The sequence below is a fragment of the Citrobacter amalonaticus genome (assembly GCF_018252635.1).
GTDB lineage: Bacteria > Pseudomonadota > Gammaproteobacteria > Enterobacterales > Enterobacteriaceae > Citrobacter_A > Citrobacter_A amalonaticus_E.
The window spans coordinates 109,866-135,585 of the sequence record NZ_JAGTXM010000002.1; the positions used below are offsets into that span (position 1 = coordinate 109,866).

Below are 25,720 nucleotides of genomic sequence, written 5' to 3' on the forward strand. Positions count from 1 at the left end.
GCTACATGGAGATTAACTCAATCTAGAGGGTATTAATAATGAATCGTACTAAACTGGTACTGGGCGCGGTAATCCTGGGTTCTACTCTGCTGGCTGGTTGCTCCAGCAACGCTAAAATCGATCAGCTGTCTTCTGACGTTCAGACTCTGAACGCTAAAGTTGACCAGCTGAGCAACGACGTGAACGCAATGCGTTCCGACGTTCAGGCTGCTAAAGACGACGCAGCTCGCGCTAACCAGCGTCTGGACAACCAGGCTACTAAATACCGTAAGTAATAGTACCTGTGTAATAGAAATGGCGCACATTGTGCGCCATTTTTTTGTCTCGCGTTTTTTTCCCGCTACTGCGTCTGCGTTTCTTCCTGCACTGAACCATTTTGCGCTGACTGTACAGCAGGCGTGGTCACGGCAGTTGGCGTTTGACCGGAGGAGACCGCTACCGGATAACCCGCACGACGATACAACGCTTTATCCACCAGCCCATCATCCACCTCTTTCGTCGCCTTAAACTGACTGAACCCGGCAGGCAACACGTATGGCATCGTCTGCACGTTTTGTTCTTCCTGTGGCGACAGTGGTCGATGGACCTCAACGTAGCGCAGTCCGTTCGGCTCTACGGAATACTTCACCGGCTCATTAATCACTCTCACCGGCGTTCCCGTTCTGACCTGGGAGAACAACGCTTTGATGTCCGGGGCGTTCATCCGGATACAGCCGGAACTGACGCGCAGACCCACGCTGTCTGGTTGACTGGTGCCATGAATGAGATACTCGCCGTTCCCGTACGCCAGACGCAGCGCAAAGAGCCCCAGTGGGTTATTCGGCCCGGCGGGGACCACCGGCGGCAAGGTAATACCTCGCTCCAGAGATCGCTTACGGATGCCTGCGGTTGGCGTCCAGGTGGGATTCGGGATCTTCTGTCCAACGCGGGTTTCCATCACCGGCGTTTCCAGTCCCTGCAAGCCAATACCGATCGGGTACACCTGGACGATATTTTCTCCCGGCGGATAGTAGTACAGCCGCAGTTCAGCCAGATTAACAATGATGCCTTCACGCGGCGCATCGGGCAGCAATAGCTGTGACGGGATCGTTACCAGAGTACCCGGCTTTGGCACAGGAGCAATGGTATTATTCGCCTCCAGAATGAGCATGGCGGCAGTATCAAAACGACGGGCAATGGCCTGAAGGTTTTTATCACCTTCCTGCACTGTGTACATTTGATTCTGCCCAACAAGGCGACTGCCGACAGGTGGTAAGGGATAATCCACCGCCCGGGCAGCCTGTATGGCGCTGTAAGCGCCGATAAGCATTAGAGTAATAAGAGACGCGCGTTTCATACCCAACCTCCTGTATTCACTGGCATGGCCAGAATGCTGATAATCCTGTAAGACAGCCCGGCTGCCTTACCTGACAGGATGAAAGCTGTCTATTGAGTTTAGCTAAGCGTTGCTGCTTTGGTACGGATCGCGCGAATCATCGCTTCCAGCCCCTGTGAACGAGACGGCGTGAGATGTTGCGCGAGCGCCATTTGCTCAAACCACGGCCGCACATCAAAATTCACGATATCCTGAGCCGTCATCTGATGATACAGAATGAAGACGACCGCAATCAGTCCTTTCACAATGGCAGCATCGCTATCGCCCTGCAATTCAATCACGCCTTGCGCATTCTGGCGCATCACTATCCAGACCTGACTCTGACATCCCTGAATCGTATTTTCAGGACTGCGATCCGCGACGGCTATCTCCGGCAGTCGCTGTCCCAGCTCAATGATGTACAGATACTTCTCTTCCCAATTAGCGCAACGCTGAAAATTACGCAACAACTTTTCTTTATCCGGCAGCGCAGCCATAGTGCCTCCCTGTTACCCCAGTAAGCGATGGATTCGTTGCAAGCCTGTCACCAGGCGATCCACCTCTTCATGGGTGTTATACATTGCCAGCGACGCCCGGCACATTGCCGGCACCTCATAAAAAGCCATCAGCGGCATCGCGCAGTGGTGTCCGGTCCGCACGGCGATCCCGTAATTATCGAGAAAACTGCCGACGTCATAGGCGTGATGTTTCCCGAGATTAAAGGCGATAACGCCCAGTCGGTTGTTCGGCCCGTACAAGGTGAGATCCGGCACCGCCTTCAGTTGTTCCAGTGCGTAATGCATCAGGTTTTGTTCGTATTCGCTAATCGCCTCCAGTCCCAGCGCGGATACATATTCCAGCGCGGCGCCAAAGCCGATAATTCCGCCGGTATTCGGCGTCCCTGCTTCGAAGCGCCACGGCGCTTTCGTCCAGGTCGTCCCCTGCGTCAGACTGACGGTGGCGATCATCGACCCGCCCCCTTCCCATGGCGGCATCTGTTGCAACAGCGCCTCTTTGACATAGAGCACGCCAATGCCGGTCGGGCCATACAGCTTGTGGCCCGAGAAGACATAAAAATCGCAGTCCAGCGCCTGAACATCTACCGGGTGATGCATCACCGCCTGCGCCCCATCCACCAGCACCTTCGCGCCATGCTGATGCGCCAGCGCGATCATGTCGGCGACAGGGTTTTCTGTGCCCAGCACATTAGAGACGTGCGTTATCGCCAGCAGGCGGGTTTTCTCATCAAACAGGGTAGGCAGGATCTCCTGTTGCAATGTGCCGTCGGCGTTCAGCGGGATCACCCGCAGCTCCGCTCCCATCCGCGCGCACAGCATCTGCCACGGCACAATGTTGGCATGGTGTTCCATCTCACTGATGATGATGTTATCGCCGGCGTGGACGTTCTCTGGCCCCCAACTGTTGGCGACCAGGTTAATGCCTTCCGTCGTACCGCGCACAAACACCAGTTCTTCCGCAGAGCGAGCGTTGATAAACAGCGACGCCAGTTTGCGCACGTTTTCCATTTTTTCGGTCGCCTGAGCGCTGAGGGTGTGGATCCCCCGATGCACCGCCGCATAACCGTGACGATAAAACTCGGCTTCCGCGTCAATCACCTGCGCCGGTTTTTGCGCGCTGGCGGCGCTGTCGAGATACGCCAGCGGCAGGCCATTGACTTCACGCGCGAGGACGGGAAAATCCGCACGTACTGTATCGATGGAAAATGTCATGCTACGCCTCCCGGCAGACGTTGACCGATCCGCGCCAGCACCTGTTGTTTCAACGCCTCGTCGCTCAGCGCTTCAGTCAGCTCCGCGGCAAAGGCATAAAGGATCATCTGCTGTGCATCCTGTTGAGCAATCCCACGCGACCGCAGGTAGAACATCTGCTCATCATCAATGCGCCCTACCGTTGCGCCGTGGCTGCACTTCACGTCATCGGCGTAAATTTCCAGCTGCGGTTTGGTATCAACTTCCGCGAGCTTCCCGAGTAGCAGATTGTTGTTCGTCATCTGCCCGTCCGTTTTGATCGCGTGTTGGGCTACGTTAATCAGCCCGTTAAATACCGCCCGACCCTTATCGCTGACGATGGTTTTATGCAACTGTCGGCTGTTGCAGTAGCCTTTGTTGTGCTCAAGCCAGGTGCGGGTATCGCAGACCTCATTTTTCACCGGCATCGCCAGGCTGTTGATCCTGAGCGTTGTATTCTCGCCGTTCAGTTGGGTGCTGGTGTTATGACGCAGCACCGCACCACCGAGCAGAAAGCTGTGGCTGCGCGCCGACGCATCCGCCGCCAGCAAAATGTCATTATGGGCGAAGTGATGGCTGAGCGGGTTTTCAAATGCCAGTTTGATGTGATGCAGGTGCGCGTTGGCCGCCACGTTCATGGTCAGGCGTGCGCCGGTGAAATGTCGGGCATCATTCAGACTGACATAATGTTCGATAATCGTCGCTTCCGCCCCTTCCGCCAGCTCAAGATGGTGGCGATAGTGTGCGGTATTCACTTCTTCAGCAGATACGCCCTGGGTGATGTGCATCAGCAGCAGCGGCGTTGCCGGGCGCTGATTACGCTTAATGCGAATGTGCGTCACGCTGCGCGCAAGGCTTTCGGTGAGATGTAAAAACACCTCCGGCTGTACTGCGGCTGGCAGGTTCTGCCGCTCATCATTGATTGCCACCTCATAACCGCTGTTTTCCCAGCTGTCGCTAAGCGCCGGGCTGAACTGCCCGTCGACAAACACCAGCCGCAGCGCCTGCACGTTAAGCGCTAACGCATCGCATTGCGCCGGGGTGACATTGGCATACCGACTGACAAACAGGCTGTTAGTGAGGCCTTCCAGCGGTGTGTATTTCCAGTTCTCATGCTTGCGCGTGGGCAATCCCAGGCGCAGAACCTGCTGGAGATGCTGCTGCGCCTGCTGTGAGCGCGTCTCGCCCTGCGCTTCAAAGAGGTGGTGCCATTGTTGCAGTGCGTTACTGCTGTTCGGTAAGCCAGCCATATCCCTGCTCCTCCAGTTGTTTGACCAGCGTGAAATCGCCAGACTTCACAATCCGCCCCTGATACAGGACGTGGACAACATCCGGCTTGATATAGTCAAGGATGCGCTGATAGTGGGTGACGATAATGAACGAGCGCTTACCGTCGCGCAGTGAATTAACGCCGTCGGCCACCACTTTCAGGGCATCAATATCCAGCCCGGAATCAGACTCATCGAGGATACACAGTTCCGGCTCCAGCACCGCCATTTGCAGAATGTCATTGCGCTTTTTCTCGCCGCCGGAAAAACCGACGTTCACCGAGCGGGTTAACAGGTCTTCTGGCATTTTCAGCAGCGCGATTTTCTCTTCCATCAGATCCTGAAAATCAAAGCGATCGAGCGATTCCTGGCCGCGATAGGTCCGCACGGCATTGAGCGCCGTTTGCAGGAAAAACTGATTGCTGACGCCAGGGATTTCCACGGGATACTGGAAGGCCATAAATATCCCTTCGCCTGCCCGCGCTTCCGGTGCCAAATCCAGCAGGTCTTTCCCTTTAAATGTCACCGACCCTCCGGTGACTTCATAATCTTCGCGCCCTGCCAGCGTCGCAGAGAGCGTACTTTTCCCGGAACCGTTGGGGCCCATAATGGCATGCACTTCCCCCGGACGAACCTCGAGACTCAACCCGCGCAGGATCGCTTTCTCTTCCACACTGACCTGTAAATCTTTAATCGTTAACATGTTGCTTCCTTAACCGACGCTGTGTTCAAGGCTAATGGCGAGTAATTTTTGTGCTTCGACGGCAAACTCCAGCGGCAACTCGGAGAACACGTCTTTACAGAACCCGTTGACGATCATCGAGATCGCATCTTCTTCGCTAATGCCGCGTTGCAGGCAATAAAACAGCTGATCTTCACCAATGCGTGAGGTGGTCGCTTCGTGCTCCAGTTGCGCGCTGTTGTTGCGGCATTCGACATACGGGAAGGTATGCGCTCCGCAGTCGGCGCCAATCAGCATTGAGTCGCACTGGGTAAAGTTACGGGCATTGGTGGCGGTCGGCATGATTTTAACCAGCCCGCGATAGCTGTTCTGGCTGTGTCCGGCGGAAATCCCCTTTGAGATAATGGTCGAACGGGTGTTTTTGCCGATATGGATCATTTTGGTGCCGGTATCCGCCTGCTGATGACCACTGGTCAACGCCACCGAGTAAAATTCGCCGATGGAGTTGTCGCCGCGCAGAATGCAACTGGGGTATTTCCAGGTAATGGCTGACCCCGTCTCCGACTGCGTCCACGACATTTTGCTGTTTTCACCCTCGCACAGTGCGCGTTTGGTGACGAAATTCAGAATGCCGCCAGTGTTGTTATCGCCCGGGAACCAGTTCTGAACGGTGGAGTACTTTACCTCGGCGTCTTTATGGATGATGACCTCCACCACCGCCGCGTGCAGCTGATAGCTGTCGCGAACTGGCGCTGAGCAACCTTCGATATAGCTCACATAGCTGCCTTCATCCGCCACCAGGATCGTGCGCTCAAACTGCCCGGTTTTCTCGGCGTTAATGCGAAAATAGGTTGAAAGCTCCATCGGACAACGCACGCCTTTCGGCACATAGATAAAGGTGCCATCGGATGCAACCGCTGCATTCAGCGCGGCGAAGAAGTTGTCGTTGCCGGGTACGACGGTGCCGAGATACTGCTTAACCAGATCGGGGTGATCGTGAATAGCCTCGCCGAAGGAGCAGAAAATGATCCCCTGTTCCGCCAGCTTTTCACGATAGGTGGTGGCGACCGAGACGGAGTCAAAAATGGCGTCAACCGCCACTTCACGACCTTCGCGTACCGGCACCCCAAGTTGTTCGAAGGCGGCTTCCACCTCTTTACTGAGAAACGCGTTCGCCCCGGTTTGCTGTACCGCCCCCGGTTCCGACGCGCAGGTCTCATCGCAATTCCCGCACGAGGGCGCAGAATAGTAGCTGTAATCCTGATAATTCAGCTTCTCGTAGTGCGCCTTTAGCCAGTGAGGCTCCGGCATGTCGACCCAGGCTCTGAACGCGTTGAGGCGAAATTCCAGCATCCACTCCGGTTCATTGCGTTTGGCCGAAATGGCGCGCACCACCTCTTCGTTGATCCCTTTCGCCAGCTCATCCGTTTGCAGTTGGGTAAAGAACCCCTCTTTGTAATTCAGGGGGCCTCCGGTCCAGGTTTTGACATCGTCTGTTGCTTCAGTATTACGAGACATAGTACCGCCTATACCCCAAAGCTTTCGCCACAGCCGCATTCGTTCTGGGCTTTCGGGTTATGAAATTTGAATAACTGGTTTAATCCTTCGCGGACGTAATCCACTTCCGTACCATCAATAAACGGCATCGCCTGAAGCGGGACATAGAGCTTCGCGCCCTCAACGTCGAACAGTAGATCGTCTTTTTCCGGCTCGCTTACGGTATCCAGCACATAGCCAAAACCAGCGCATCCCGTCTGCTTAACGCCAAGGCGCACGCCCAGCATGCCCGGCTGCTTTGCGACCAGTTCGCGAATATGCGCCGCTGCCGCTGGGGTTAGCGTCAATCCGCGCCAGGCGAAATCGTCCGGATTAAATGTTCCTGAATGCAGTTCCATAGGGTTACCTCGCATAATGAGCCATCAGGCTATAACACCATGTTAGTGATAACGATTCTCACTTCAACCCCTCAACAGCAGGGGCATTACGGCGTTTCACCCGTTTTGACCACTTTTATTAAGCATAGACCCTGCCACGCGGGTTAAAAGGAATGGATAAATTTGTTCAATATATTGATTAATAATCACTTTAGCGTTCGTCATCGATCTGACCGGTCAATACAGTAAAGATGTATAGAAAATGACTATTTCAGGGATAGGAAAGGCATGGGAAGAGTGAAACCGCAGAAAAACAAAACCCTTAAGGTTGTCAGTAACAGCCTTAAGGGTTCCGGCCCCATCCGGCGCTTATCTCCGGCACTCGCGATGGCTTAGCTCTTGAAGGGGCGATAAGAATAGTCTCATATCGGTAAAGGTCATTTTTAACACAAATTGCTATCCCGCACTTTTTTGTGGTGGATCAATTATGTGCGTTCAACATCGTTTCCTGGATCGCCTCCAGAAACAGCCGAATACCGACTGGCTGATGTTCACGGGAAAGATACAATCCATGCACCGCAAGGCGTCGGGGTTGCAGCGTCGGCAGCACCCTCACCAGTCGCCCCTCGGCCAGTCCTTCACGCGCTTCCTTTTCCGGCACCAGCGCAATCCCCATGCCTGCCAGCGCGGATTCGCAGAGCAGAGACGAAATCCCGGCACTCAGATTTCCCTTAATTGCCACCGAGACCGCCTCGCCCTGCGCGTCGATAAAATGCCACGATCTCCCGGAAAACCCACTGTAATACAGACAGTTATGCCGGGCGAGATCTTCCACCGTCTGCGGGGTGCCGTGCTGAGACAAATACGCTTCTGACGCACAGAGAACCGATTCGCAATCGCCGAGTCGGCGGGCTATCGTGCCGGGCTCTGGGTTGTCGGTAATGCGAATCGCGAGATCAATACGTTCACCGACCAAACTGACCGGCTGATTGTTTATCTCAACCTCAATACGCAGTTCGGGATAGCGCGCTAAAAAACCCGGCAGCACCGGGGCGAGAATATGCATTGCCGTAAAGTGCGCACAGGCAACGCGTAGCGTTCCGCTGGGAATGTCTGCCGCCGTTGATGCGCCAATCGCTTGCGAAAGTTGCGCCAGCGTCCGCGTCTTTAGCAGCGCCTCTTCTCCGGCTGGCGTAATTGTCAGCTTGCGCGAGGTGCGATGAATCAGCCGCGCCCCGACCCATTTCTCCATCTCATCAAGATAACGGCTCACCATCGGTCGGGAGAGACCCAGCGCCCGCGCCGCAGCACTCAGGCTGCCTAAATCGCAGATATGGTTAAACACTGTCGCTGCCATCACTCTGTCCATCGCCGCCCCATCCGATCGTTTTATGAAACTCAGCATGTTCTGATACGGGAATTCTAACAGATCGCAATTTCCTTAGAATAAGGACCACATATAAAACTACTTCATCTGCATAAGGTTATCCCTCATGAAAAGTAAACTGCTGGCCCTGTTGCTGCCTGCTGTCGCCTCTCCACTGTTTGCCGCGCCGCTGCAACTTGACGTTTATAACCCGCAGGAAAACGCCATCTTCCCTGTTTCTTCAACATTGGTATCCGGCCCTACGGAAGCGATATTATTTGATGCGCAGTTCAGCACCAAAGACGGTGAAAAGCTGGTGGAGATGATCAAATCCCGTGGCAAGACGCTGAAGGCCATCGTGATTACCTCCGGCGATCCGGATTTCTATTTCGGCCTGCAACCGGTTGTGAAGGCGTTTCCGCACGCGAAGGTACTGGCGATGCCAAGGGTCGTTGAGCATATTCGCGCCACTAAGCAGGATAAGTTGGAGTACTGGGGACCACAGATGAAAGAAGGTGCGCCAACGACGCTGACCGTACCGCAGGCCAGCACAGAAACACGTTTTCGCATCGATGGCGAAACGCTGGAGCTGCGTCATCCCAATGATTACGCGGCGTATGTTTGGGTGCCAGCGAACCGGACCATTCTCGGCGGCACGGGCGTGGCGTCGGGTATTCATGTATGGACGGCTGATACGCAGACACCAGAGCAGCGCGCATCGTGGCGTCATGTCCTGACTGAAATGCATAACCTGCAACCTGCACAGGTCATCCCAGGACATTACCTTGGCGAGCGCCCCGCTGGCGCTGAGGCCATCCGCTTTACGCAGGATTATCTGCAATCATTCGAACAGACCCTGGCGGCAAAAAAAGGCGCGACCTGGGTCATTAACACGATGAAAGCCGCGTGGCCGGGACTGGCAGAGGAAAGTTCGCTGGAGTTGAGCGCGAAAGTGAATTCGGGCGAGATGGCGTGGTAATACCGCCAGGGAGGAACAAAAAAACCCGACACGTATGTCGGGTTCTCTTTACGTTAACGATCGCTGAATCAATGAACGCCAAGGCGCCAGGCAAAGTAGATCTCTTCTTTTAATTCAGTGGAAGAGAGCGTCAGTAAATCGGCGAATTCCAGCTCAAGCTGTTTCAGTCTTTTAAGATATTGGGCTGGAGAGAGCTCGGTTTTATCACGACGTAAAAACTCAATTGCCAGTTGGGCCGGGTCTAGTTGGCTTGTCATATCATCCTCGCTTATGGTCAAAACCTGCACAGTATATCACCTTTTACTGCGCAGATTATGACCAAAAGCAATAGAGATCACATTTTATTTTGTGACAACGTCACACAACCGCCGTGGTCAATCTTGAAGTACAGCACAGTCGCTGCTGCTCATCGTAGATGTTGATCTGCCAGACCTGATGCCGGGAGCCGGTATGAATCGCCTTACAAATCCCCTTCACGCGCCCTTCCCGCGCAGAGCGGACATGGTTAGCGTTCACTTCCAGTCCCACGACTTTCTGCTCGCCCTGAGTGCACAGATAACCGGCAACAGAGCCGATGCTTTCTGCAAGCACGACGGAAGCGCCACCGTGCAGCAGGCCAAACGGCTGCTTCGTGCGTCCGTCGACGGGCATTGACGCTTCCAGCGTATCCTCGCCGATATGCTCAAAGCGAATATCCAACAGGCCGACCATGTTGCCAGCGCCCATCGCATTGAGGGCGTCGAGGGTAACTTCACGTTTCCAGATCATCCAATAATCTCCAGTAATGCCTGTACAGGATGACGCACGCCCGTGCCTTCGACCCGTTTCACCTGACTGCGGCAGGAATATCCCGTTGCAAGACACCGGTTACGCGGCAGCCGCTCCATCGCCTGATGCCATGACAGTTCATAAATGCCCAGTGAACTCGCATGATTTTTCGCCTCGTGACCGTAGGTACCGGCCATACCGCAGCAGCCCACGCCCACGTTTTCCAGCTTCGCGCCAAAGCGGGCAAAGATCGACACCCATTGCGCGGGAGCGCCGGGCAGTGCGGTCACTTCGGTACAGTGACCAAAGAAATACCAGGATTCGCCGCTGACGTCACGTGGCTCCTGCGAAGCCAGCGCCGTTGCCAGCCACTCGTTGGCGAGCTGCACCTGGAAATCACCGCGCGCTTCGCCTAACGCCAGTTTGTACTCATCGCGGTAACAGAGCACCAGCGCCGGATCAACGCCAACCATCGGCATTCCCAGTTTTGCCACGCGGTTCAAAAACTCAGAGGTTTTTTTCGCAGTCTTCGCAAAGCGGGTCAGGAATCCTTTAATATGCTGCGCTTTACCGTTTGGTGAGAACGGCAACAGAACCGGCTGCATCCCCAGCTTTTCAATCAGACGGACGAAATCCGCAACCACCTGCGCGTCGTAATAGCTGGTGAACGGATCCTGAACCACCAGCACCGTATTGGCTTTCTGCACATCCGTCAGCGCTTCAAGCTGCTCCAGCGTCATGTTCGCCGAACGATGCCCAACCATCTGCTGTTGCAGTGACGGCGTCGACAGCAGCGGCAGATCGACCATGCCAATATGTTTTGCCGACAGTTTGCGCACCAGCGGCTGATTAATAAAGAAGTTGAAGGTCCTGGGTGCCCGCGCCATCAGCGGCGCATAGGTTTCGACCGTCGCCACCAGATGATCACGCAGTGGGCGCAGGTAGCGGGTATGGTAAAGCTGCAGGAAGCGCGAGCGGAATTCCGGGACGTCGATTTTGATCGGACACTGCGTCGAACAGGCCTTACAGGCCAGACAGCCGGACATTGCCTCCTTCACTTCATGCGAGAAGTCATACTCGCCCTTGCTGGCATGCCAGGTGTTACGGGTGCGTGAAATCAGAGATCGCAGGCTGGGCCGTTTGCTCGCCAGCGCGTTTTCCAGTCGCAGCGGATCAACACCACGATCCGCCAGCAAACGCAACCATTCACGCACCAGCGTCGCGCGCCCTTTTGGCGAATGGATGCGATTGAGGCTGATTTTCATTGACGGGCACATCGGGCTCTTCGCATCAAAGTTAAAGCACAGACCGTTACCGTTACATTCCAGCGCGCCACGCCAGGTCTGGCGCACGGCCAGCGGGATTTGTCGGTCCCAAGTGCCGCGTTTGACCGCATCGACTTTCATCATCGGCGCATCGATACCTTCCGGCGGACAAATTTTCCCCGGATTCAGCCGGTTTTGCGGATCGAACGCCGCTTTGACCTTCCGCAGTTCCGCGAAGAGTTCATCGCCGAAAAACGCCGGGCTGTATTCGGCGCGGAAACCTTTACCGTGTTCGCCCCACAGCAGACCGCCATATTTCGCCGTCAGCGCCACTACCTCATCGGAGATGTGCTTCATCAACACTTCCTGCTGCGGGTCGCACATATCCAGCGCTGGCCGCACATGAAGCACCCCGGCGTCGACGTGACCGAACATGCCGTAGCTCAGACCGTGACTATCAAGCAGCGCGCGGAACTCCGCAATGTAATCAGCAAGATGTTCCGGCGGCACGCAGGTGTCTTCAGCAAAGGGAATCGGTTTTGCTGCCCCTTTCGCATTGCCCAGCAGACCCACCGCTTTTTTACGCATCGCATAGATACGCTCAACGCCCGCCAGCTCAGTGCATAGCTGCCAGCCAATCACGCCCGCCTCTTCACGAGAGATCAGTTCATCAAGCCGCTCGCACAGGGAGGCGACCTGCCCGTCGATAACGGTTTCATCATCCCCGGCAAATTCGACAATATTCAGGCCGAGCATCTCTTTGTCCGGTACATCGGTAATCAGTTCACTCACCGAATGCCAGACGATATCTTCACGCGCCAGGTTCAGCACTTTTGAATCAACGGTCTCCACCGACAGCGCGCGCGCGTCCACCATAAATGGCGCATTGCGCAACGCGGAGTCAAAGGAGTCATATTTCACGTTCACCAGGCGCCGCACTTTCGGCAGTGGCGTAATGTCCAGCCGTGCTTCTGTAATGAACGCCAGCGTACCTTCCGACCCCGTGAGAATGCGGGTCAGATCGAATTCGCTCATGTCATCATTAAACACATGGCGCAAATCGTAGCCCGTCAGGAAGCGGTTCAGCTTAGGGAATTTATCAATGATTAACTGACGGTTATCGCGGCAGCGCTCAAACACCGTGCGATAAATGCGACCAATCGTGGTGTTGCTCTGGCCGAGTGTTTCCGCCAGTTCCACCGGCAGCGGCTGCGTATCGAGAATATCGCCGCCCAGCAGCACGGCCCGCACTCCGAGCACGTGGTCGGACGTCTTCCCGTAGACCAGCGACCCCTGTCCGGAGGCGTCGGTGTTAATCATCCCGCCCAGCGTTGCCCGGTTACTGGTGGACAATTCCGGGGCAAAAAAATAGCCATACGGCTTCAGATACTGATTCAGTTGATCCTTGATCACCCCCGCTTCCACCCGCACCCAGCCCTCTTCCGGGTTGATTTCAATGATGCGGCTCATATAGCGGGACATATCGACAATGATGCCCTGGTTGAGCGCCTGTCCGTTAGTGCCGGTACCGCCGCCGCGCGGAGTGAAGAGCAGCGAGGTATAACGCGGTTGCGCCGCCAGGCGGGCAATCAGCGCCACATCGGCCGTTGAACGGGGGAAAACGACGGCATCGGGGAGGAGTTGATAGATACTATTATCTGTCGACATTGTCAGACGATCGGCATAACTGGTTGCCGTATCGCCGGTAAATCCTTGCTGCTCCAGCTCTTGCAAAAAATTGAGCACCAGTTGAACGACGCCGGGTGCCTGAGAAATTTGTGGAATCATTATCGTGACCCTTTCCTGCGGTCTGTGTGTTGTGGGTGTTAATCGTTTGCTTATTGTTGTATCACATTTTTTTCTAATACACCCAACAGAAATACTGGCAGAATCCGCCTGTCAAAAACCGCTGAAATTGCTCATCATTATGAGACGTGTTTCGAGCGGTCGCGTCGCGTCAACGATCTGACGCACTACATAGGTGAAAGAGTTTATGGTCAATAGTCGTCAGCCCAGGGATATCGCACAAGTGCTGCTGTCGGTGCTGTTTTTAGCCATCATGATTGTGGCGTGTCTCTGGATTGTTCAACCTTTTATTCTGGGCTTTGCCTGGGCCGGGACGATCGTCATTGCGACGTGGCCGGTTCTACTGCGTCTGCAAAAATTACTCTGGGGCCGCCGTTCGCTGGCGGTTCTGGTGATGACGCTTTTATTGGTACTGCTGTTTGTGATCCCCATTGCCCTGTTGGTCAACAGTATCGTTGACGGCAGCGGTCCGCTGATTCACGCCGTCACGGGCGGGGACATGACGTTGCCGGATCTGGCCTGGCTGAACAGCATTCCGCTTGTTGGCGCGAAGTTATACGCTGGCTGGCATAACCTGTTGGATATGGGCGGTACGGCGATCATGGCGAAGGTCCGTCCGTACATTGGCACTACGACGACCTGGTTTGTCGGTCAGGCTGCGCACATCGGTCGATTTATGATGCACTGCGGCCTGATGCTGCTATTCAGCGCCCTGCTGTACTGGCGCGGTGAGACTGTGGCGCTGGGTATTCGCCATTTTGCTTACCGTCTGGCGGCAAAACGCGGCGACGCGGCAATGCTGCTGGCCGCACAGGCGATCCGCGCGGTGGCGCTGGGTGTGGTGGTGACCGCGCTGGTGCAGGCCGTGCTGGGCGGCATCGGTCTGGCGGTTTCTGGCGTGCCTTATGCCACCCTGCTCACTGTCGTGATGATTCTCTCCTGTCTGGTACAACTGGGGCCGCTTCCGGTGCTTATTCCTGCCATCATCTGGCTTTACTGGACCGGTGATACCACCTGGGGCACCGTCTTGCTGGTATGGAGCTGCGTGGTGGGCACGCTGGATAACGTTATTCGCCCGATGCTTATCCGGATGGGCGCGGATTTGCCGCTGATCCTGATCCTCTCCGGCGTCATTGGCGGCCTGATTGCCTTTGGGATGATTGGTCTGTTTATCGGTCCGGTACTGCTGGCCGTTTCCTGGCGACTGTTCTCGGCCTGGGTCAACGAAGCGCCAGCCCCCACCAGCAAACCTGAAGAGATCCTTGCAGAGCTGAGTGAAATCGAAACCTCTAAAGAATAACGCTATCCCAGGCGACTCCGGTCGCCTGATTGATTAGCATGGCTAAACAATATCGTACCGCAACTTATCTCTACTCTCTGTTTCCGCTTCGCTATCCCTGATTTACATCTCATATTCTTTACGGTTTTTAAACTATTGAGACGAATCTGATCGACGCTAAAACGCCTCATACCCTACTATTAGCTCACGGTTATAGATCAAGACATTGATTTATAAGTATGGAAATCCCCTGAGTGAAACAACGAATTGCTGTGTGTAGTCTTTGCCCATCTCCCACGATGGGCTTTTTTTTATCCTGAAGTTGCTGCTGTCTCATCGCAAAATAATCCTTCCCCTCCTTTGTCTATATCCCTCTCTTTTTCAGGGAAATCCCCCTTTCACATGCCCATAACAAATAATATTGCACAAGATACTGTGACTCTCTTCATGCCGAAGCCTGCTTAATAGTGTTATTTATGCTCTATCGTTTTTTAATATGAGGTCATTCAATGATGAACGCTTATGAACTACAGGCATTACGTCATATTTTTGCAATGACCATTGAAGAGTGCGTGTCGTGGATTGCGCCAGATTATAATGTCGCCGACTGGCAGCGTTGGGAAAATAGCGAAGGCGAACCGCCTCGCGCCATTGTTGAAACGCTGCTGGACATGCGAAGGAAAAGAAAACTACGCATTAATGCCATTATTGAGAAGATAAACAATCGTATTGGTAATAATACAATGCGTTTCTTTTCTGATTTAGCTGATTTCCAGTCAGTCTATCGTGATGGCAGTTTCCTTGACTGGAAAATTTATCAATCCGTTGCTGCTGAACTCTATGCCCACGACCTGGAACGATTGTGTTAGACCACATATTTCCTGCCATTGGCGATTCATACTAAGAAACTTCAATTTATTCGAAAAATTGCACTTTTAAGGCACGGGTATTTAACCCGTACCAGGGAAAATCATTAGCCATTTCGCTGAGCAGGCATCATGAAAAATCACTATTTCCCCACCGCGATGGGGCTGTATCTCAATTACCTGGTGCACGGTATGGGAGTCATCCTGATGAGTCTCAACATGGCATCACTCGAACAACAGTGGCAGACAAACGCCGCAGGGGTGTCTGTCGTGATCTCCTCATTGGGAATCGGGCGCTTAAGCGTTCTGTTTTGCGCCGGATTATTATCCGACCGGTTTGGCCGCCGTCCCTTTATTATCCTGGGGATGCTTTGCTATGTGACCTTCTTTTTCGGTATTCTGACCACTCATAACATCATCATTGCTTATGCATTCGGCGTCCTCGCGGGCATGGCGAACAGTTTTCTGGACGCCGGCACCTATCCCAGCCTGATGGAGGCCTTTCCCTCCTCGCCGAGTACCGCCAACATCCTGATTAAGGCTTTTGTCTCCGGCGGACAGTTTTTACTCCCAATGATCATCAGTCTGCTCGTCTGGGCGGAACTGTGGTTTGGCTGGTCATTTATCATTGCCGCCGCAATCATGTTGATTAACGGTCTGTTTTTACTCCGCTGCGCCTTTCCGCCGCATCCAGGACGCCGCGCCGCGTCGATCGCACCAGCACAGGAACATCGCCAGCGCCCGGCACAGAAGCATCGCTGCGCCTTTATCGACCTGGCCAGTTATACGCTGTACGGCTACGTCTCGATGGCCACGTTTTATCTTATCAGCCAGTGGCTGGCGCAGTACGGTCAGTTTGTCGCCGGGATGTCATATACCCTGTCAATCAAACTACTGAGCATCTATACCTGCGGTTCTCTGCTTTGCGTCTTGATTACCGCCCCGCTGGTGCGCAAAACAGTGCGTTCAACCACTTTGCTGATGCTGTATACCTTCGTCTCGTTTGTCGCACTGCTGACGGTGTGTCTGCATCCCTCGGTGTATGTTGTGATTATCTTTGCCTTTGTGATCGGCTTTTCGTCTGCAGGCGGCGTGGTACAAATAGGCCTGACTCTGATGGCAGCGCGTTTCCCACACGCTAAAGGGAAAGCCACCGGCATTTATTACAGTGCGGGCAGTATTGCCACCTTCACGATCCCACTGGTCACGGCCCATCTGTCACAACGAAGTATCGCCGATATTATGTGGTTTGATACCGGTATTGCCGCCGTGGGTTTCTTATTGGCGCTGTTTATCGGCTACCGCAGTCGCCTGGAAACAAAACGCCAGTTGATGATGTCGCCGTTGGCAGAATAAGTGTGAAACCAGCGAATGCAACATTATTAACGCTGACTGCAATATAGTTTGTATAACGTCAATAACAGCCATAAAACAGTGCAGGAGACGTGGGCTTTCACACTTTCACCTGCAATATACCTGGTAACGAAAACGTCATGTTATGTAGTTCATGCCGTATTACCGCCGTATATTAATAAAATATCGCCGGATATAAAAACGCCGGCGAAAACAGAATTAAATTAACCGGCAAGGAGCTTTTAAAAAATGTCACAGAATAAGGCTTTCAGTACGCCATTTTTCCTGGCGGTCATCTGTATTTATCTCAGCTATTTTCTTCACGGCATTAGCGTCATTACGCTGGCGCAAAATATGACCTCACTCGCCGCGAAGTTTTCCACTGACAGCGCGGGGATCGCCTATTTAATTTCCGGTATCGGGCTCGGTCGTCTGGTGAGTATTCTGTTTTTTGGCGTTCTGTCAGATAAGTTCGGTCGTCGGGCGATCATTCTGTTAGGCGTCGCGTTATATATCCTCTTTTTCTTCGGCATCCCTGCCAGTCCCAACCTGATGGTGGCCTTTGTACTCGCCGTGTGCGTTGGTGTGGCCAACTCAGCGCTTGATACCGGAGGCTACCCGGCGCTGATGGAATGTTTCCCGAAAGCGTCAGGTTCGGCGGTGATCCTGGTCAAAGCAATGGTCTCCTTCGGGCAGATGCTCTATCCGATGCTGGTCGGTTATATGCTGCTCAACAACATCTGGTACGGCTATGGTGTAATCATTCCTGGCATTTTGTTTGTGCTGATCACCCTGATGCTGCTACGCAGTAAATTCCCCGGTCAACTGGTGGATGCCAGCGTCGCCAAAGAGTTGCCGCAGATGAACAGCAAACCGCTGGTCTGGCTGGAAGGGGTTGCTTCCGTGATGTTTGGCGTGGCCGCGTTTTCCACCTTCTACGTCATCGTGGTCTGGATGCCGAAATACGCCATGGCCTTCGCCGGAATGGAAGAGGCGGATGCGCTTAAAACCATCACATATTACAGCCTGGGTTCGCTGGTCTGCGTCTTTATCTTTGCCGCACTGCTGAAAAAAATGGTTCGCCCCATCTGGGCTAACGTCTTTAATGCCGGACTGGCCACCGTTACCGCTGCCGTCATTTATCTCTGGCCGTCACCGCTGGTGTGTAACGCGGGGGCGTTTGTGATTGGTTTCTCCGCGGCGGGCGGGATTTTACAACTGGGCGTGTCGGTAATGTCGGAGTTCTTTCCAAAAAGCAAAGCCAAAGTCACCAGCGTTTATATGATGATGGGCGGCCTCGCGAATTTTGTTATTCCGCTGATTACCGGCTACCTCTCTACCATCGGCCTGCAATACATCATTTTACTGGATTTCGCTTTTGCCCTGCTGGCCTTTATCACCGGCATTATCGTTTTTATCCGCTATTACCGGGTCTTCAACATTCCACAGAACGATATCCGTCTGGGCGAACGCTATTTTTCAACAAAAAGTTAAGCGACAATTTAAGGAGTCATGTTATGGATGTAACCGCGAAATATGAACTGATCGGCTTAATGGCTTATCCCATCAGACACAGCTTGTCGCCAGAAATGCAAAATAAGGCGCTGGAAAAAGCCGGATTGCCGTTTACCTATATGGCCTTTGAGGTCGACAACACGACTTTTGCTGGTGCCATCGAGGGACTAAAAGCGTTAAAAATGCGCGGGACCGGCGTATCCATGCCCAATAAGCAACTGGCCTGTGAATTTGTGGATGAACTGACCCCGGCAGCGAAACTGGTTGGCGCCATTAACACCATCGTTAATGATGATGGTTACCTGCGCGGTTACAATACCGACGGTACCGGTCACATTCGCGCGATTAAAGAGAGTGGTTTCGATATCAAGGGTAAAACCATGGTATTACTGGGTGCCGGTGGTGCTTCCACGGCCATCGGCGCACAGGCGGCCATTGAGGGGATCAAAGCGATTAAACTCTTTAACCGCAATGATGAGTTCTTCCAGAAAGCGCTGGATTTCGCTAAGCGGGTGAATGAAAACACCGACTGCGTGGTGACGGTAACAGACCTTGCCGACCAGCAGGCCTTCGCTGATGCGCTGGCGACAGCGGATATCCTGACGAACGGTACCAAAGTCGGCATGAAACCGCTGGAAAACGAATCTATCGTCAGCGACGTGAGCCTGCTACGTCCTGAACTACTGGTCACCGAATGCGTCTACAACCCGCATATGACGAAGTTATTGCAGCAGGCTCAACAGGCCGGTTGCAAAACAATCGATGGTTACGGCATGTTGTTGTGGCAAGGGGCTGAACAGTTCAAACTGTGGACCGGCAAAGATTTCCCGCTGGAATATGTAAAACAGGTGATGGGGTTTGCGGCCTGACGGCCAGGAACTAAGACTGATAAAAGGTACTAAATGAAAACCGTAACCGTAAAAAACCTCGTGATTGGCGAAGGGGCTCCAAAAATAATCGTCTCGTTGATGGGCAAAGATATCGCCAGCGTCCGCGCTGAAGCGCAAGCCTATCGCGACGCAGATTTCGACATTCTGGAATGGCGCGTTGACCATTTCGCCGATGTCGCCTCTGCCGATGCCGTTCTGGAGGCTGTCCGTGCGATCCGCGCTGAAATGCCCCAGACTCCCCTGCTGTTTACGTTCCGCAGCGCGAGCGAAGGCGGTGAGCAGGCCATTTCGACCGACGCCTATCTCGCGCTGAATCGTGCGGCGGTCGACAGCGGTCTGGTGGATATGATCGATCTCGAACTGTTTACCGGTGATGAGCAGGTCAAAGCGACGGTGGACTACGCGCACAGCAAAAACGTCAGCGTGATCATGTCCAACCATGATTTTCACAAGACGCCGGCAGAAGAAGAGATCGTTGCACGACTGCGCAAAATGCAGGAACTGGGTGCCGATATTCCAAAGATTGCCCTGATGCCGCAGAGCCATAGCGATGTTCTGACGCTGCTTTCCGCCACGCTGAAAATGCAGGAACAGTACGCTGACCGTCCGCTGATCACCATGTCGATGTCGAAAACCGGTGTGATTTCGCGCCTGGCCGGTGAAGTCTTCGGCTCCGCGGCGACCTTTGGCGCGGTTAAAAAGGCTTCGGCCCCCGGACAAATATCCGTTAGCGACCTGCGTACGGTATTAACGATTTTACATCAGGCGTAATACGCGAAATAAAGGCGGGAAGCATTCTCTCCCGCCATTAAATATAAATTGTATTCCACAGTGAATATTTAACATGAATATTCAGCGGAGGCCTGCGCCTGAACGCAGCGGCGTAGCATTTCCGCCGAATATCCAGGAGTTAATATGAAACCTGAAAGACCACCACGCATTAATGGTCGCGTGCCTGTGCTCTCGGCCCAGGACGCGGTGAATTATATTAAAGATGAAGATGTGCTGTGTATATTAGGTGCGGGCGGCGGCATTCTGGAAGCCACCACCTTAATTACCGCATTAGCCGAAAAATATAAACAAACGCAAACGCCGCGTAATTTATCGATCATCAGTCCAACCGGTCTTGGCGATCGCGCCGATCGCGGAATCAGCCCGCTGGCACAGGAAGGCCTGGTGAAATGGGCGTTGTGCGGACACTGGGGTCAGTCGCCGCGTATTTCAGAGTTAGCGGAACAGAATAAAATTGCCGCCTATAACTATCCGCAAGGGGTGCTAACCCAGGCTCTGCGCGCGTCTGCCGCCCACCAGCCAGGGATCCTCAGCGAAATCGGGATTGGCACCTTCGTCGACCCGCGCCAACAGGGTGGCAAGCTCAATGAAGTCACCAAAGAGGACCTCATCAAGCTGGTGGAGATCGATAACAAGGAATATCTCTACTACAAAGCGATTGCGCCTACCGTTGCGTTTATCCGCGCCACCACCTGCGACAGCGAAGGCTATGCCTCGTTTGAAGATGAGGTGATGTACCTCGACGCACTGGTGCTGGCTCAGGCGGTGCACAACCACGGCGGCATCGTCATGATGCAGGTGCAAAAGATGGTCAAGAAAGCCACGCTGCATCCCAAATCCGTACGTATCCCTGGTTATCTGGTGGATATCGTAGTAGTCGACCCTGAGCAGACGCAACTGTATGGCGGCGCACCGGTGAACCGTTTTATCTCGGGCGATTTCACCCTTGACGACAGCACTCAGCTCTCCCTCCCCCTTAATCAGCGCAAACTGGTCGCCCGTCGCGCCCTGTTTGAGATGCGTAAAGGTGCGGTCGGTAACGTCGGCGTCGGCATCGCGGATGGCATCGGACTGGTGGCCCGCGAGGAAGGCTGTGCGGATGACTTTGTACTGACCGTTGAAACCGGCCCCGTTGGTGGGATCACCTCCCAGGGTGTCGCCTTCGGTGCGAACGTCAACACTCGTGCCATTCTTGATATGACCTCGCAGTTTGACTTCTACCACGGTGGCGGACTGGACGTTTGCTATCTGAGCTTTGCGGAAGTTGACCGCCACGGTAACGTCGGGGTGCATAAATTCAACGGCAAAATTATGGGTACTGGCGGCTTTATCGATATCAGCGCGACCTCAAAGAAAATTGTTTTCTGCGGCACGCTAACCGCCGGCAGTCTGAAAACAGAGGTCGCCGACGGGAAATTAACCATCGTCCAGGAAGGTCGGGTGAATAAATTCATCCACGAACTGCCGGAAATCACCTTCAGCGGAAAGATCGCCCTCGAGCGTGGTCTGGACGTGCGCTACATCACTGAGCGCGCGGTATTTACGCTAAAAGAGGACGGTCTGCATCTTATTGAAATTGCCCCTGGGGTGGATCTGGAGCGCGATATTCTGGCCAGGATGGATTTCGCACCGGTTATTTCACCAGAGCTGAAACTGATGGATGAAAGCTTATTTATCGACGCCACCATGGGTTTTGAACTGCCGGAAGCGGCTAATTAAAAGGAGTACGATAATGGACTTTTCTTTAAGCGAAGAGCAAGAGCTGCTGCTTGCCAGTATTCGGGAACTGATTACCAGCAATTTTCCGGAAGAGTATTTCCGTACCTGCGATCAAACGGCAACCTACCCCAGAGAGTTTATGCGTGCGCTGGCGGATAACGGAATTTCCATGCTGGGCGTGCCGGAAGAGTTCGGCGGTATCCCGGCAGACTATGTCACCCAAATGTTGGCCCTGATGGAAGTGTCAAAATGCGGTGCTCCGGCCTTTCTGATCACCAACGGCCAGTGCATTCATAGCATGCGTCGTTTCGGCTCGCCAGAACAACTACGGAAAACGGCGGAAAGCACGCTGGAGACCGGCGATCCGGCCTATGCCCTGGCGTTAACCGAGCCAGGTGCAGGTTCTGATAACAACAGCGCCACCACCAGCTACACGCGTAAAGACGGCAAGGTGTACCTGAATGGCCAGAAGACATTTATTACCGGTGCCAAAGAGTACCCCTACATGCTGGTGCTGGCGCGCGATCCGGAACCGAAAGATCCGAAGAAAGCCTTTACGCTCTGGTGGGTGGAATCCAACAAGCCGGGGATCAAAATCAACCCGCTGCACAAAATCGGCTGGCACATGCTCAGCACCTGCGAAGTCTATCTCGACAACGTTGAGGTAGATGAAAGCGACATGGTGGGCGAAGAAGGCATGGGCTTTCTCAACGTAATGTACAACTTCGAGATGGAGCGTCTAATCAACGCCGCGCGCAGTACCGGCTTTGCCGAATGCGCCTTTGAAGATGCCGCGCGTTATGCCAACCAGCGCATTGCCTTTGGTAAGCCAATTGGACACAACCAGATGATCCAGGAAAAACTGGCGTTAATGGCAATCAAAGTCGACAACATGCGCAATATGGTGCTGAAGGTGGCATGGCAGGCCGATCAGGAACAGTCTCTGCGTACCAGCGCCGCGCTGGCGAAACTGTACTGTGCCCGTACCGCGATGGAAGTGATTGACGATGCGATTCAGATTATGGGTGGGCTGGGCTATACCGACGAAGCGCGTGTCTCCCGATTCTGGCGCGATGTCCGCTGCGAACGTATTGGTGGAGGGACGGATGAGATCATGATTTATGTCGCAGGCCGGCAGATCCTGAAGGATTATCAGAATAAGTAACCGACAGACCGGATAGCGGTACCTGCACCGCTATCCGGCGATTCATCGGTTTACCGGTGACGAAACCAAAAATCAGGCATCCGATAACAGACAGGCCTGCTCGGCCAGGCTGTTTTTAAACTGTTTGCGGTAATCGCCTGGCGAGCAGCCGACGTGGCGCAAAAACAGCTTGGCAAAGTGGTCGACATTCTCATATCCGACACGCCAGGAAATTTCGGCCTGAGAATAATCGGTATTGGTTAAGGCAAATTTCGCTTCAGTCATCCGCCGCTGAATCACATAATTGATCGGTGAAATATGGTATTCCCGGGTAAATTCGTGGCAAATATAGCTGACGCTGGCACGGAATTTTTTTGATAACTGTTCAAGCGTAATTTTCTCTCGATAATTATTATTGAGATAGACCAGAATATCTTTAATCAGAACATCTTTCTTAATATATCCCTGTTCCGAACGATACGCATTTTTAAAGTTCTCAAAGAAAAGCACTGTTAACGCATAGGCAAAGGCGTCACAGACGGACGATGTCAGTCCATTTTTACTTTGTGGCAACATCACGCCGAGCTCATTAAAAATACTTTTGATGACGTCTTTTCCCTGCCCGACGGCGACCACCGGACAGGAATGCGATTGCAGCAGTTGATTCTCCTCCCAGCCCTGAAAGCGAAAGCCATACAGCGCGCAGGTGTAGGTAGTGGCCGGCGCATTCACATCCGATGCCACGGCGTGTAACCGCCCCCGCTCCACCACGACAATATCATCTTCGTGAGCCACATAAAGTGAAGAGTCGATAGTTAATCTGACGATGCCTTTTTTGACATAAATCAGCTCGGTTTCATTGTCATGAACATGATGACCGGACTCCCAGCGGGGATCATCACTAATGACAAATCGGGAAAATCGCGGGGTCTTACCCTGGTCAAAAAGGCTTTCCATGGCATTATCAAAACAGCGTTGATACATGACAACCTCCACAAGCAGAAATTCATCCTGAACAATATAATGAGGATAAAATAAAGCGAGTACGGCGGTTATACAACCGTATTTAGTGAGAGCAAAACAAGATTATTTCCCTCACCTGCAAGATAGTACGTTTAATTTTCTCAAATGATTTTCTACTCATTTCTTTTGCATGAGCGATCCCACTTTTTTTGCAAGATACCTGGTAAGGAAAACAGATTGCTCCGTCGATAAAAAGCCATCGTCTGTCGCACACTATTTCCAGTCAATTTTCACTTTCCGCCGGGGTGGCCTGATTGTCACTGTCGGTATGCGACTCACAGGAGATGTCATGAAAATAATAACCTGCTTTAAGCTGGTGCCTGAAGAACAGGACATTGTTGTTACGCCCGAACAAGCACTCAGTTTTGACAATGCGGACGCCAAAATCAGCCAGTTCGATCTCAACGCTATTGAAGCTGCGACGCAACTGGCCACCGAAGCCGAGGATGAGATCGCTGCGCTGACGGTGGGCGGTTTATTATTGCAGAACTCGAAAGTACGTAAAGATGTTCTCTCGCGTGGGCCGCACGCACTGTACCTGATGCAGGATGCACAGTTAGAACACGCCCTGCCAAAAGACACTGCGCAGGCCATTGCCGCTACGGTGGAGAAAATCGGATTCGATCTGCTCCTGTTTGGCGACGGGTCTGGCGATCTCTATGCGCAACAGGTTGGTTTACTGGTTGGTGAGATCCTGCAACTGCCAACCCTTAACGCCGTCAGCCGCCTCCAGCGTCAGGGCGATAAGCTGCTCGTGGAGCGTACGCTGGAAGAGGACGTTGAGGTGATCGAATTGTCTCTACCCGCCGTTATCTGTGTGACATCGGATATTAACACTCCGCGAATCCCCTCAATGAAAGCCATTCTTGGCGCCGGGAAAAAACCAGTACATACATGGCAGGCAAGCGACATCGGCTGGAGCCAGGGCGAGCTGCGGGCAGAACTGGTGGCTATTACCGTACCGCCACAAACGGCGCGTAAGCACATCATTCTGGATAACGATTCACCGGAAGCCATCGCCGAACTGGCTGAACATCTGAAAAAAGCCCTGAACTGAGCCCAACGGAGAACACAATCATGAGTCAATTAACCCACGTCTGGGTATTTAGCGATAACGTTGAACGCTACGCAGAGCTGATGGCCGGTGCGCGTCAGTGGGGTCAGCAGGTCTATGCCATTGTTCAGGGTTCTGAACAGGCGGCGCATGTTAAGCCGCTCGGCGCTGACCGCATCATCGTACTGGATAAAACCTCCGACCTGCAGCGAATCGAAAATTACGCCGAAACGCTGGCCGCGCAGATTCGGGCAAAAGGCGACGGGCTGCTGCTGATGGCTGCAACCAAACGCTGCAAAGCGCTGGGCGCACGTCTGAGCATCCAACTGGATGCGGCAATGGTGAACGATGCGACGGCAGTGAACGTCGAAGAGAATGCGCTGTATGCCGAACATCGCATGTATGGCGGACTGGCATTTGGCAAAGAAAAACTGAACAGCCCGCTGGCTATTATCACCCTCGCGCCTGGCGTACTTGAGCCTTTCGAGGCGGATCCTGCGCATGACTGCCCGGTAGTTACCGCCGAGTGGGTGGCCCCGCGACAGGAGATCCTGTGTCAGGAACGTCGCGCCAAATCGCTCAGCAGCGTTGACCTGAGCAAAGCAAAACGCGTGGTAGGCGTCGGTCGCGGCCTGGCAGCACAGGACGATCTGAACATGGTGCGTGAACTGGCCGCCCTACTCGGCGCTGAAGTGGGCTGTTCTCGCCCTATCGCCGAAGGGGAAAACTGGATGGAACGCGAACGTTATATCGGCGTTTCCGGCGTGCTGCTGAAATCCGAACTGTATCTGACGCTGGGTATTTCCGGACAGATCCAGCATATGGTTGGCGGCAACGGCGCCAAAGTGATCGTCGCCGTGAACAAAGATAAAAACGCGCCAATCTTTAACTATGCCGATTATGGACTGGTGGGCGACATCTACAAAGTGGTCCCTGCCCTGATCGCGCAGTTGCGCTAACTCTCACCATTACCCA

24 protein-coding genes and 1 other RNA gene are annotated in these 25,720 nt (G+C 53.6%); 13 read left to right on the forward strand and 12 right to left on the reverse strand.

What is annotated here, in order from left to right; all coding sequences use genetic code 11:
* Positions 1 to 38: 38 nt before the first annotated feature.
* Positions 39 to 275 carry a murein lipoprotein Lpp gene (lpp, locus tag KE671_RS05015; RefSeq protein ID WP_001082307.1) on the forward strand — a complete coding sequence of 79 codons (237 nt, stop codon included), beginning with the start codon at positions 39 to 41 and terminating at the stop codon, positions 273 to 275.
* Positions 276 to 340: 65 nt separating this feature from the next.
* On the opposite strand, the gene ldtE is transcribed toward lpp, so the two are convergent.
* The 8 genes from ldtE to KE671_RS05055 all read right to left on the reverse strand — a co-directional run bounded on the left by ldtE (position 341) and on the right by KE671_RS05055 (position 8,295).
* Positions 341 to 1,336, reverse strand: coding sequence for a L,D-transpeptidase LdtE (gene ldtE, locus KE671_RS05020; RefSeq protein ID WP_206162007.1), 996 nt, complete (start codon positions 1,334 to 1,336; stop codon positions 341 to 343).
* A 98-nt stretch (positions 1,337 to 1,434) separates the two neighbouring features.
* On the reverse strand, positions 1,435 to 1,851 hold the full coding sequence (sufE, locus tag KE671_RS05025; RefSeq protein WP_206162008.1) for a cysteine desulfuration protein SufE: 417 nt from the start codon (positions 1,849 to 1,851) through the stop codon (positions 1,435 to 1,437).
* Positions 1,852 to 1,863: 12 nt separating this feature from the next.
* Positions 1,864 to 3,084, reverse strand: coding sequence for a cysteine desulfurase SufS (sufS, locus tag KE671_RS05030; protein WP_206162009.1), 1,221 nt, complete (start codon positions 3,082 to 3,084; stop codon positions 1,864 to 1,866).
* Entirely contained in the window at positions 3,081 to 4,352 is a 1,272-nt protein-coding gene (gene sufD / locus KE671_RS05035; protein WP_206162010.1) for a Fe-S cluster assembly protein SufD, read from the reverse strand. Before sufD ends, sufS begins: the two co-directional genes overlap by 4 nt.
* Positions 4,327 to 5,073 (reverse strand): Fe-S cluster assembly ATPase SufC, encoded by a 747-nt coding sequence (gene sufC / locus KE671_RS05040; protein WP_206162011.1) that lies wholly within the window; start codon positions 5,071 to 5,073, stop codon positions 4,327 to 4,329. The genes sufD and sufC overlap by 26 nt, the downstream gene beginning before the upstream one ends.
* A 9-nt stretch (positions 5,074 to 5,082) precedes the next feature.
* Positions 5,083 to 6,570 carry a Fe-S cluster assembly protein SufB gene (gene sufB / locus KE671_RS05045; protein ID WP_206162012.1) on the reverse strand — a complete coding sequence of 496 codons (1,488 nt, stop codon included), beginning with the start codon at positions 6,568 to 6,570 and terminating at the stop codon, positions 5,083 to 5,085.
* Between the two features lie 8 nt (positions 6,571 to 6,578).
* A complete protein-coding gene (sufA, locus tag KE671_RS05050) occupies positions 6,579 to 6,947 on the reverse strand; it encodes a Fe-S cluster assembly scaffold SufA (RefSeq protein WP_061077356.1) in 369 nt (122 codons plus the stop codon).
* 460 nt (positions 6,948 to 7,407) lie between these two features.
* A complete protein-coding gene (locus KE671_RS05055) occupies positions 7,408 to 8,295 on the reverse strand; it encodes a LysR family transcriptional regulator (protein WP_206162013.1) in 888 nt (295 codons plus the stop codon).
* Positions 8,296 to 8,419: 124 nt separating this feature from the next.
* On the opposite strand from KE671_RS05055, the gene KE671_RS05060 reads away from it, so the two are divergent.
* On the forward strand, positions 8,420 to 9,271 hold the full coding sequence (locus KE671_RS05060) for a Vmh family MBL fold metallo-hydrolase (RefSeq protein WP_206162014.1): 852 nt from the start codon (positions 8,420 to 8,422) through the stop codon (positions 9,269 to 9,271).
* A 68-nt stretch (positions 9,272 to 9,339) separates the two neighbouring features.
* On the opposite strand, the gene KE671_RS05065 is transcribed toward KE671_RS05060, so the two are convergent.
* The 3 genes from KE671_RS05065 to ydiJ all read right to left on the reverse strand — a co-directional run bounded on the left by KE671_RS05065 (position 9,340) and on the right by ydiJ (position 13,092).
* On the reverse strand, positions 9,340 to 9,528 hold the full coding sequence (locus tag KE671_RS05065; protein WP_042282711.1) for a YdiH family protein: 189 nt from the start codon (positions 9,526 to 9,528) through the stop codon (positions 9,340 to 9,342).
* Positions 9,529 to 9,628: 100 nt separating this feature from the next.
* Positions 9,629 to 10,039: a 1,4-dihydroxy-2-naphthoyl-CoA hydrolase gene (gene menI, locus KE671_RS05070; RefSeq protein WP_206162015.1), complete on the reverse strand. Its 411-nt coding sequence runs from the start codon at positions 10,037 to 10,039 to the stop codon at positions 9,629 to 9,631.
* Positions 10,036 to 13,092, reverse strand: a complete 3,057-nt coding sequence (ydiJ, locus tag KE671_RS05075) for a D-2-hydroxyglutarate dehydrogenase YdiJ (protein WP_206162016.1) — start codon at positions 13,090 to 13,092, stop codon at positions 10,036 to 10,038. Before ydiJ ends, menI begins: the two co-directional genes overlap by 4 nt.
* Before the next feature lie 205 nt (positions 13,093 to 13,297).
* Between ydiJ and ydiK the strand changes: the two genes are divergently transcribed.
* From ydiK to KE671_RS05120, 9 genes are all read left to right on the forward strand, one after another.
* On the forward strand, positions 13,298 to 14,410 hold the full coding sequence (ydiK, locus tag KE671_RS05080; protein WP_206162017.1) for an AI-2E family transporter YdiK: 1,113 nt from the start codon (positions 13,298 to 13,300) through the stop codon (positions 14,408 to 14,410).
* A gap of 186 nt (positions 14,411 to 14,596) precedes the next feature.
* An RNA gene (gene rprA, locus KE671_RS05085) (antisense sRNA RprA) lies at positions 14,597 to 14,704 on the forward strand.
* A 197-nt stretch (positions 14,705 to 14,901) separates the two neighbouring features.
* Positions 14,902 to 15,258, forward strand: coding sequence for a YdiL family protein (locus tag KE671_RS05090; protein WP_206162758.1), 357 nt, complete (start codon positions 14,902 to 14,904; stop codon positions 15,256 to 15,258).
* Between the two features lie 129 nt (positions 15,259 to 15,387).
* Positions 15,388 to 16,611 carry an MFS transporter gene (locus KE671_RS05095; RefSeq protein ID WP_206162018.1) on the forward strand — a complete coding sequence of 408 codons (1,224 nt, stop codon included), beginning with the start codon at positions 15,388 to 15,390 and terminating at the stop codon, positions 16,609 to 16,611.
* A 246-nt stretch (positions 16,612 to 16,857) separates the two neighbouring features.
* Entirely contained in the window at positions 16,858 to 18,102 is a 1,245-nt protein-coding gene (locus KE671_RS05100; RefSeq protein WP_206162019.1) for an MFS transporter, read from the forward strand.
* A gap of 23 nt (positions 18,103 to 18,125) precedes the next feature.
* Positions 18,126 to 18,992, forward strand: coding sequence for a quinate/shikimate dehydrogenase (gene ydiB, locus KE671_RS05105; protein ID WP_206162020.1), 867 nt, complete (start codon positions 18,126 to 18,128; stop codon positions 18,990 to 18,992).
* A gap of 33 nt (positions 18,993 to 19,025) precedes the next feature.
* Complete coding sequence (aroD, locus tag KE671_RS05110; protein ID WP_206162021.1) at positions 19,026 to 19,784, forward strand: type I 3-dehydroquinate dehydratase; 759 nt, start codon at positions 19,026 to 19,028, stop codon at positions 19,782 to 19,784.
* 144 nt (positions 19,785 to 19,928) lie between these two features.
* Complete coding sequence (locus tag KE671_RS05115; protein ID WP_206162022.1) at positions 19,929 to 21,524, forward strand: acyl CoA:acetate/3-ketoacid CoA transferase; 1,596 nt, start codon at positions 19,929 to 19,931, stop codon at positions 21,522 to 21,524.
* Positions 21,525 to 21,537: 13 nt separating this feature from the next.
* Complete coding sequence (locus KE671_RS05120) at positions 21,538 to 22,689, forward strand: acyl-CoA dehydrogenase (protein ID WP_206162023.1); 1,152 nt, start codon at positions 21,538 to 21,540, stop codon at positions 22,687 to 22,689.
* Between the two features lie 72 nt (positions 22,690 to 22,761).
* Here KE671_RS05120 and KE671_RS05125 read toward each other — a convergent pair whose 3' ends face one another.
* Positions 22,762 to 23,652, reverse strand: a complete 891-nt coding sequence (locus KE671_RS05125; protein ID WP_206162024.1) for an AraC family transcriptional regulator — start codon at positions 23,650 to 23,652, stop codon at positions 22,762 to 22,764.
* A gap of 328 nt (positions 23,653 to 23,980) precedes the next feature.
* Between KE671_RS05125 and KE671_RS05130 the strand changes: the two genes are divergently transcribed.
* Both KE671_RS05130 and KE671_RS05135 read left to right on the forward strand, forming a co-directional pair.
* Positions 23,981 to 24,748, forward strand: a complete 768-nt coding sequence (locus KE671_RS05130; RefSeq protein WP_206162025.1) for an electron transfer flavoprotein — start codon at positions 23,981 to 23,983, stop codon at positions 24,746 to 24,748.
* A gap of 20 nt (positions 24,749 to 24,768) precedes the next feature.
* The gene (locus KE671_RS05135; RefSeq protein ID WP_206162026.1) at positions 24,769 to 25,704 is read left to right on the forward strand and encodes an electron transfer flavoprotein subunit alpha; all 936 of its coding nucleotides are present in this window, start codon (positions 24,769 to 24,771) and stop codon (positions 25,702 to 25,704) included.
* The last annotated feature ends 16 nt before the right edge of the window (positions 25,705 to 25,720 follow it).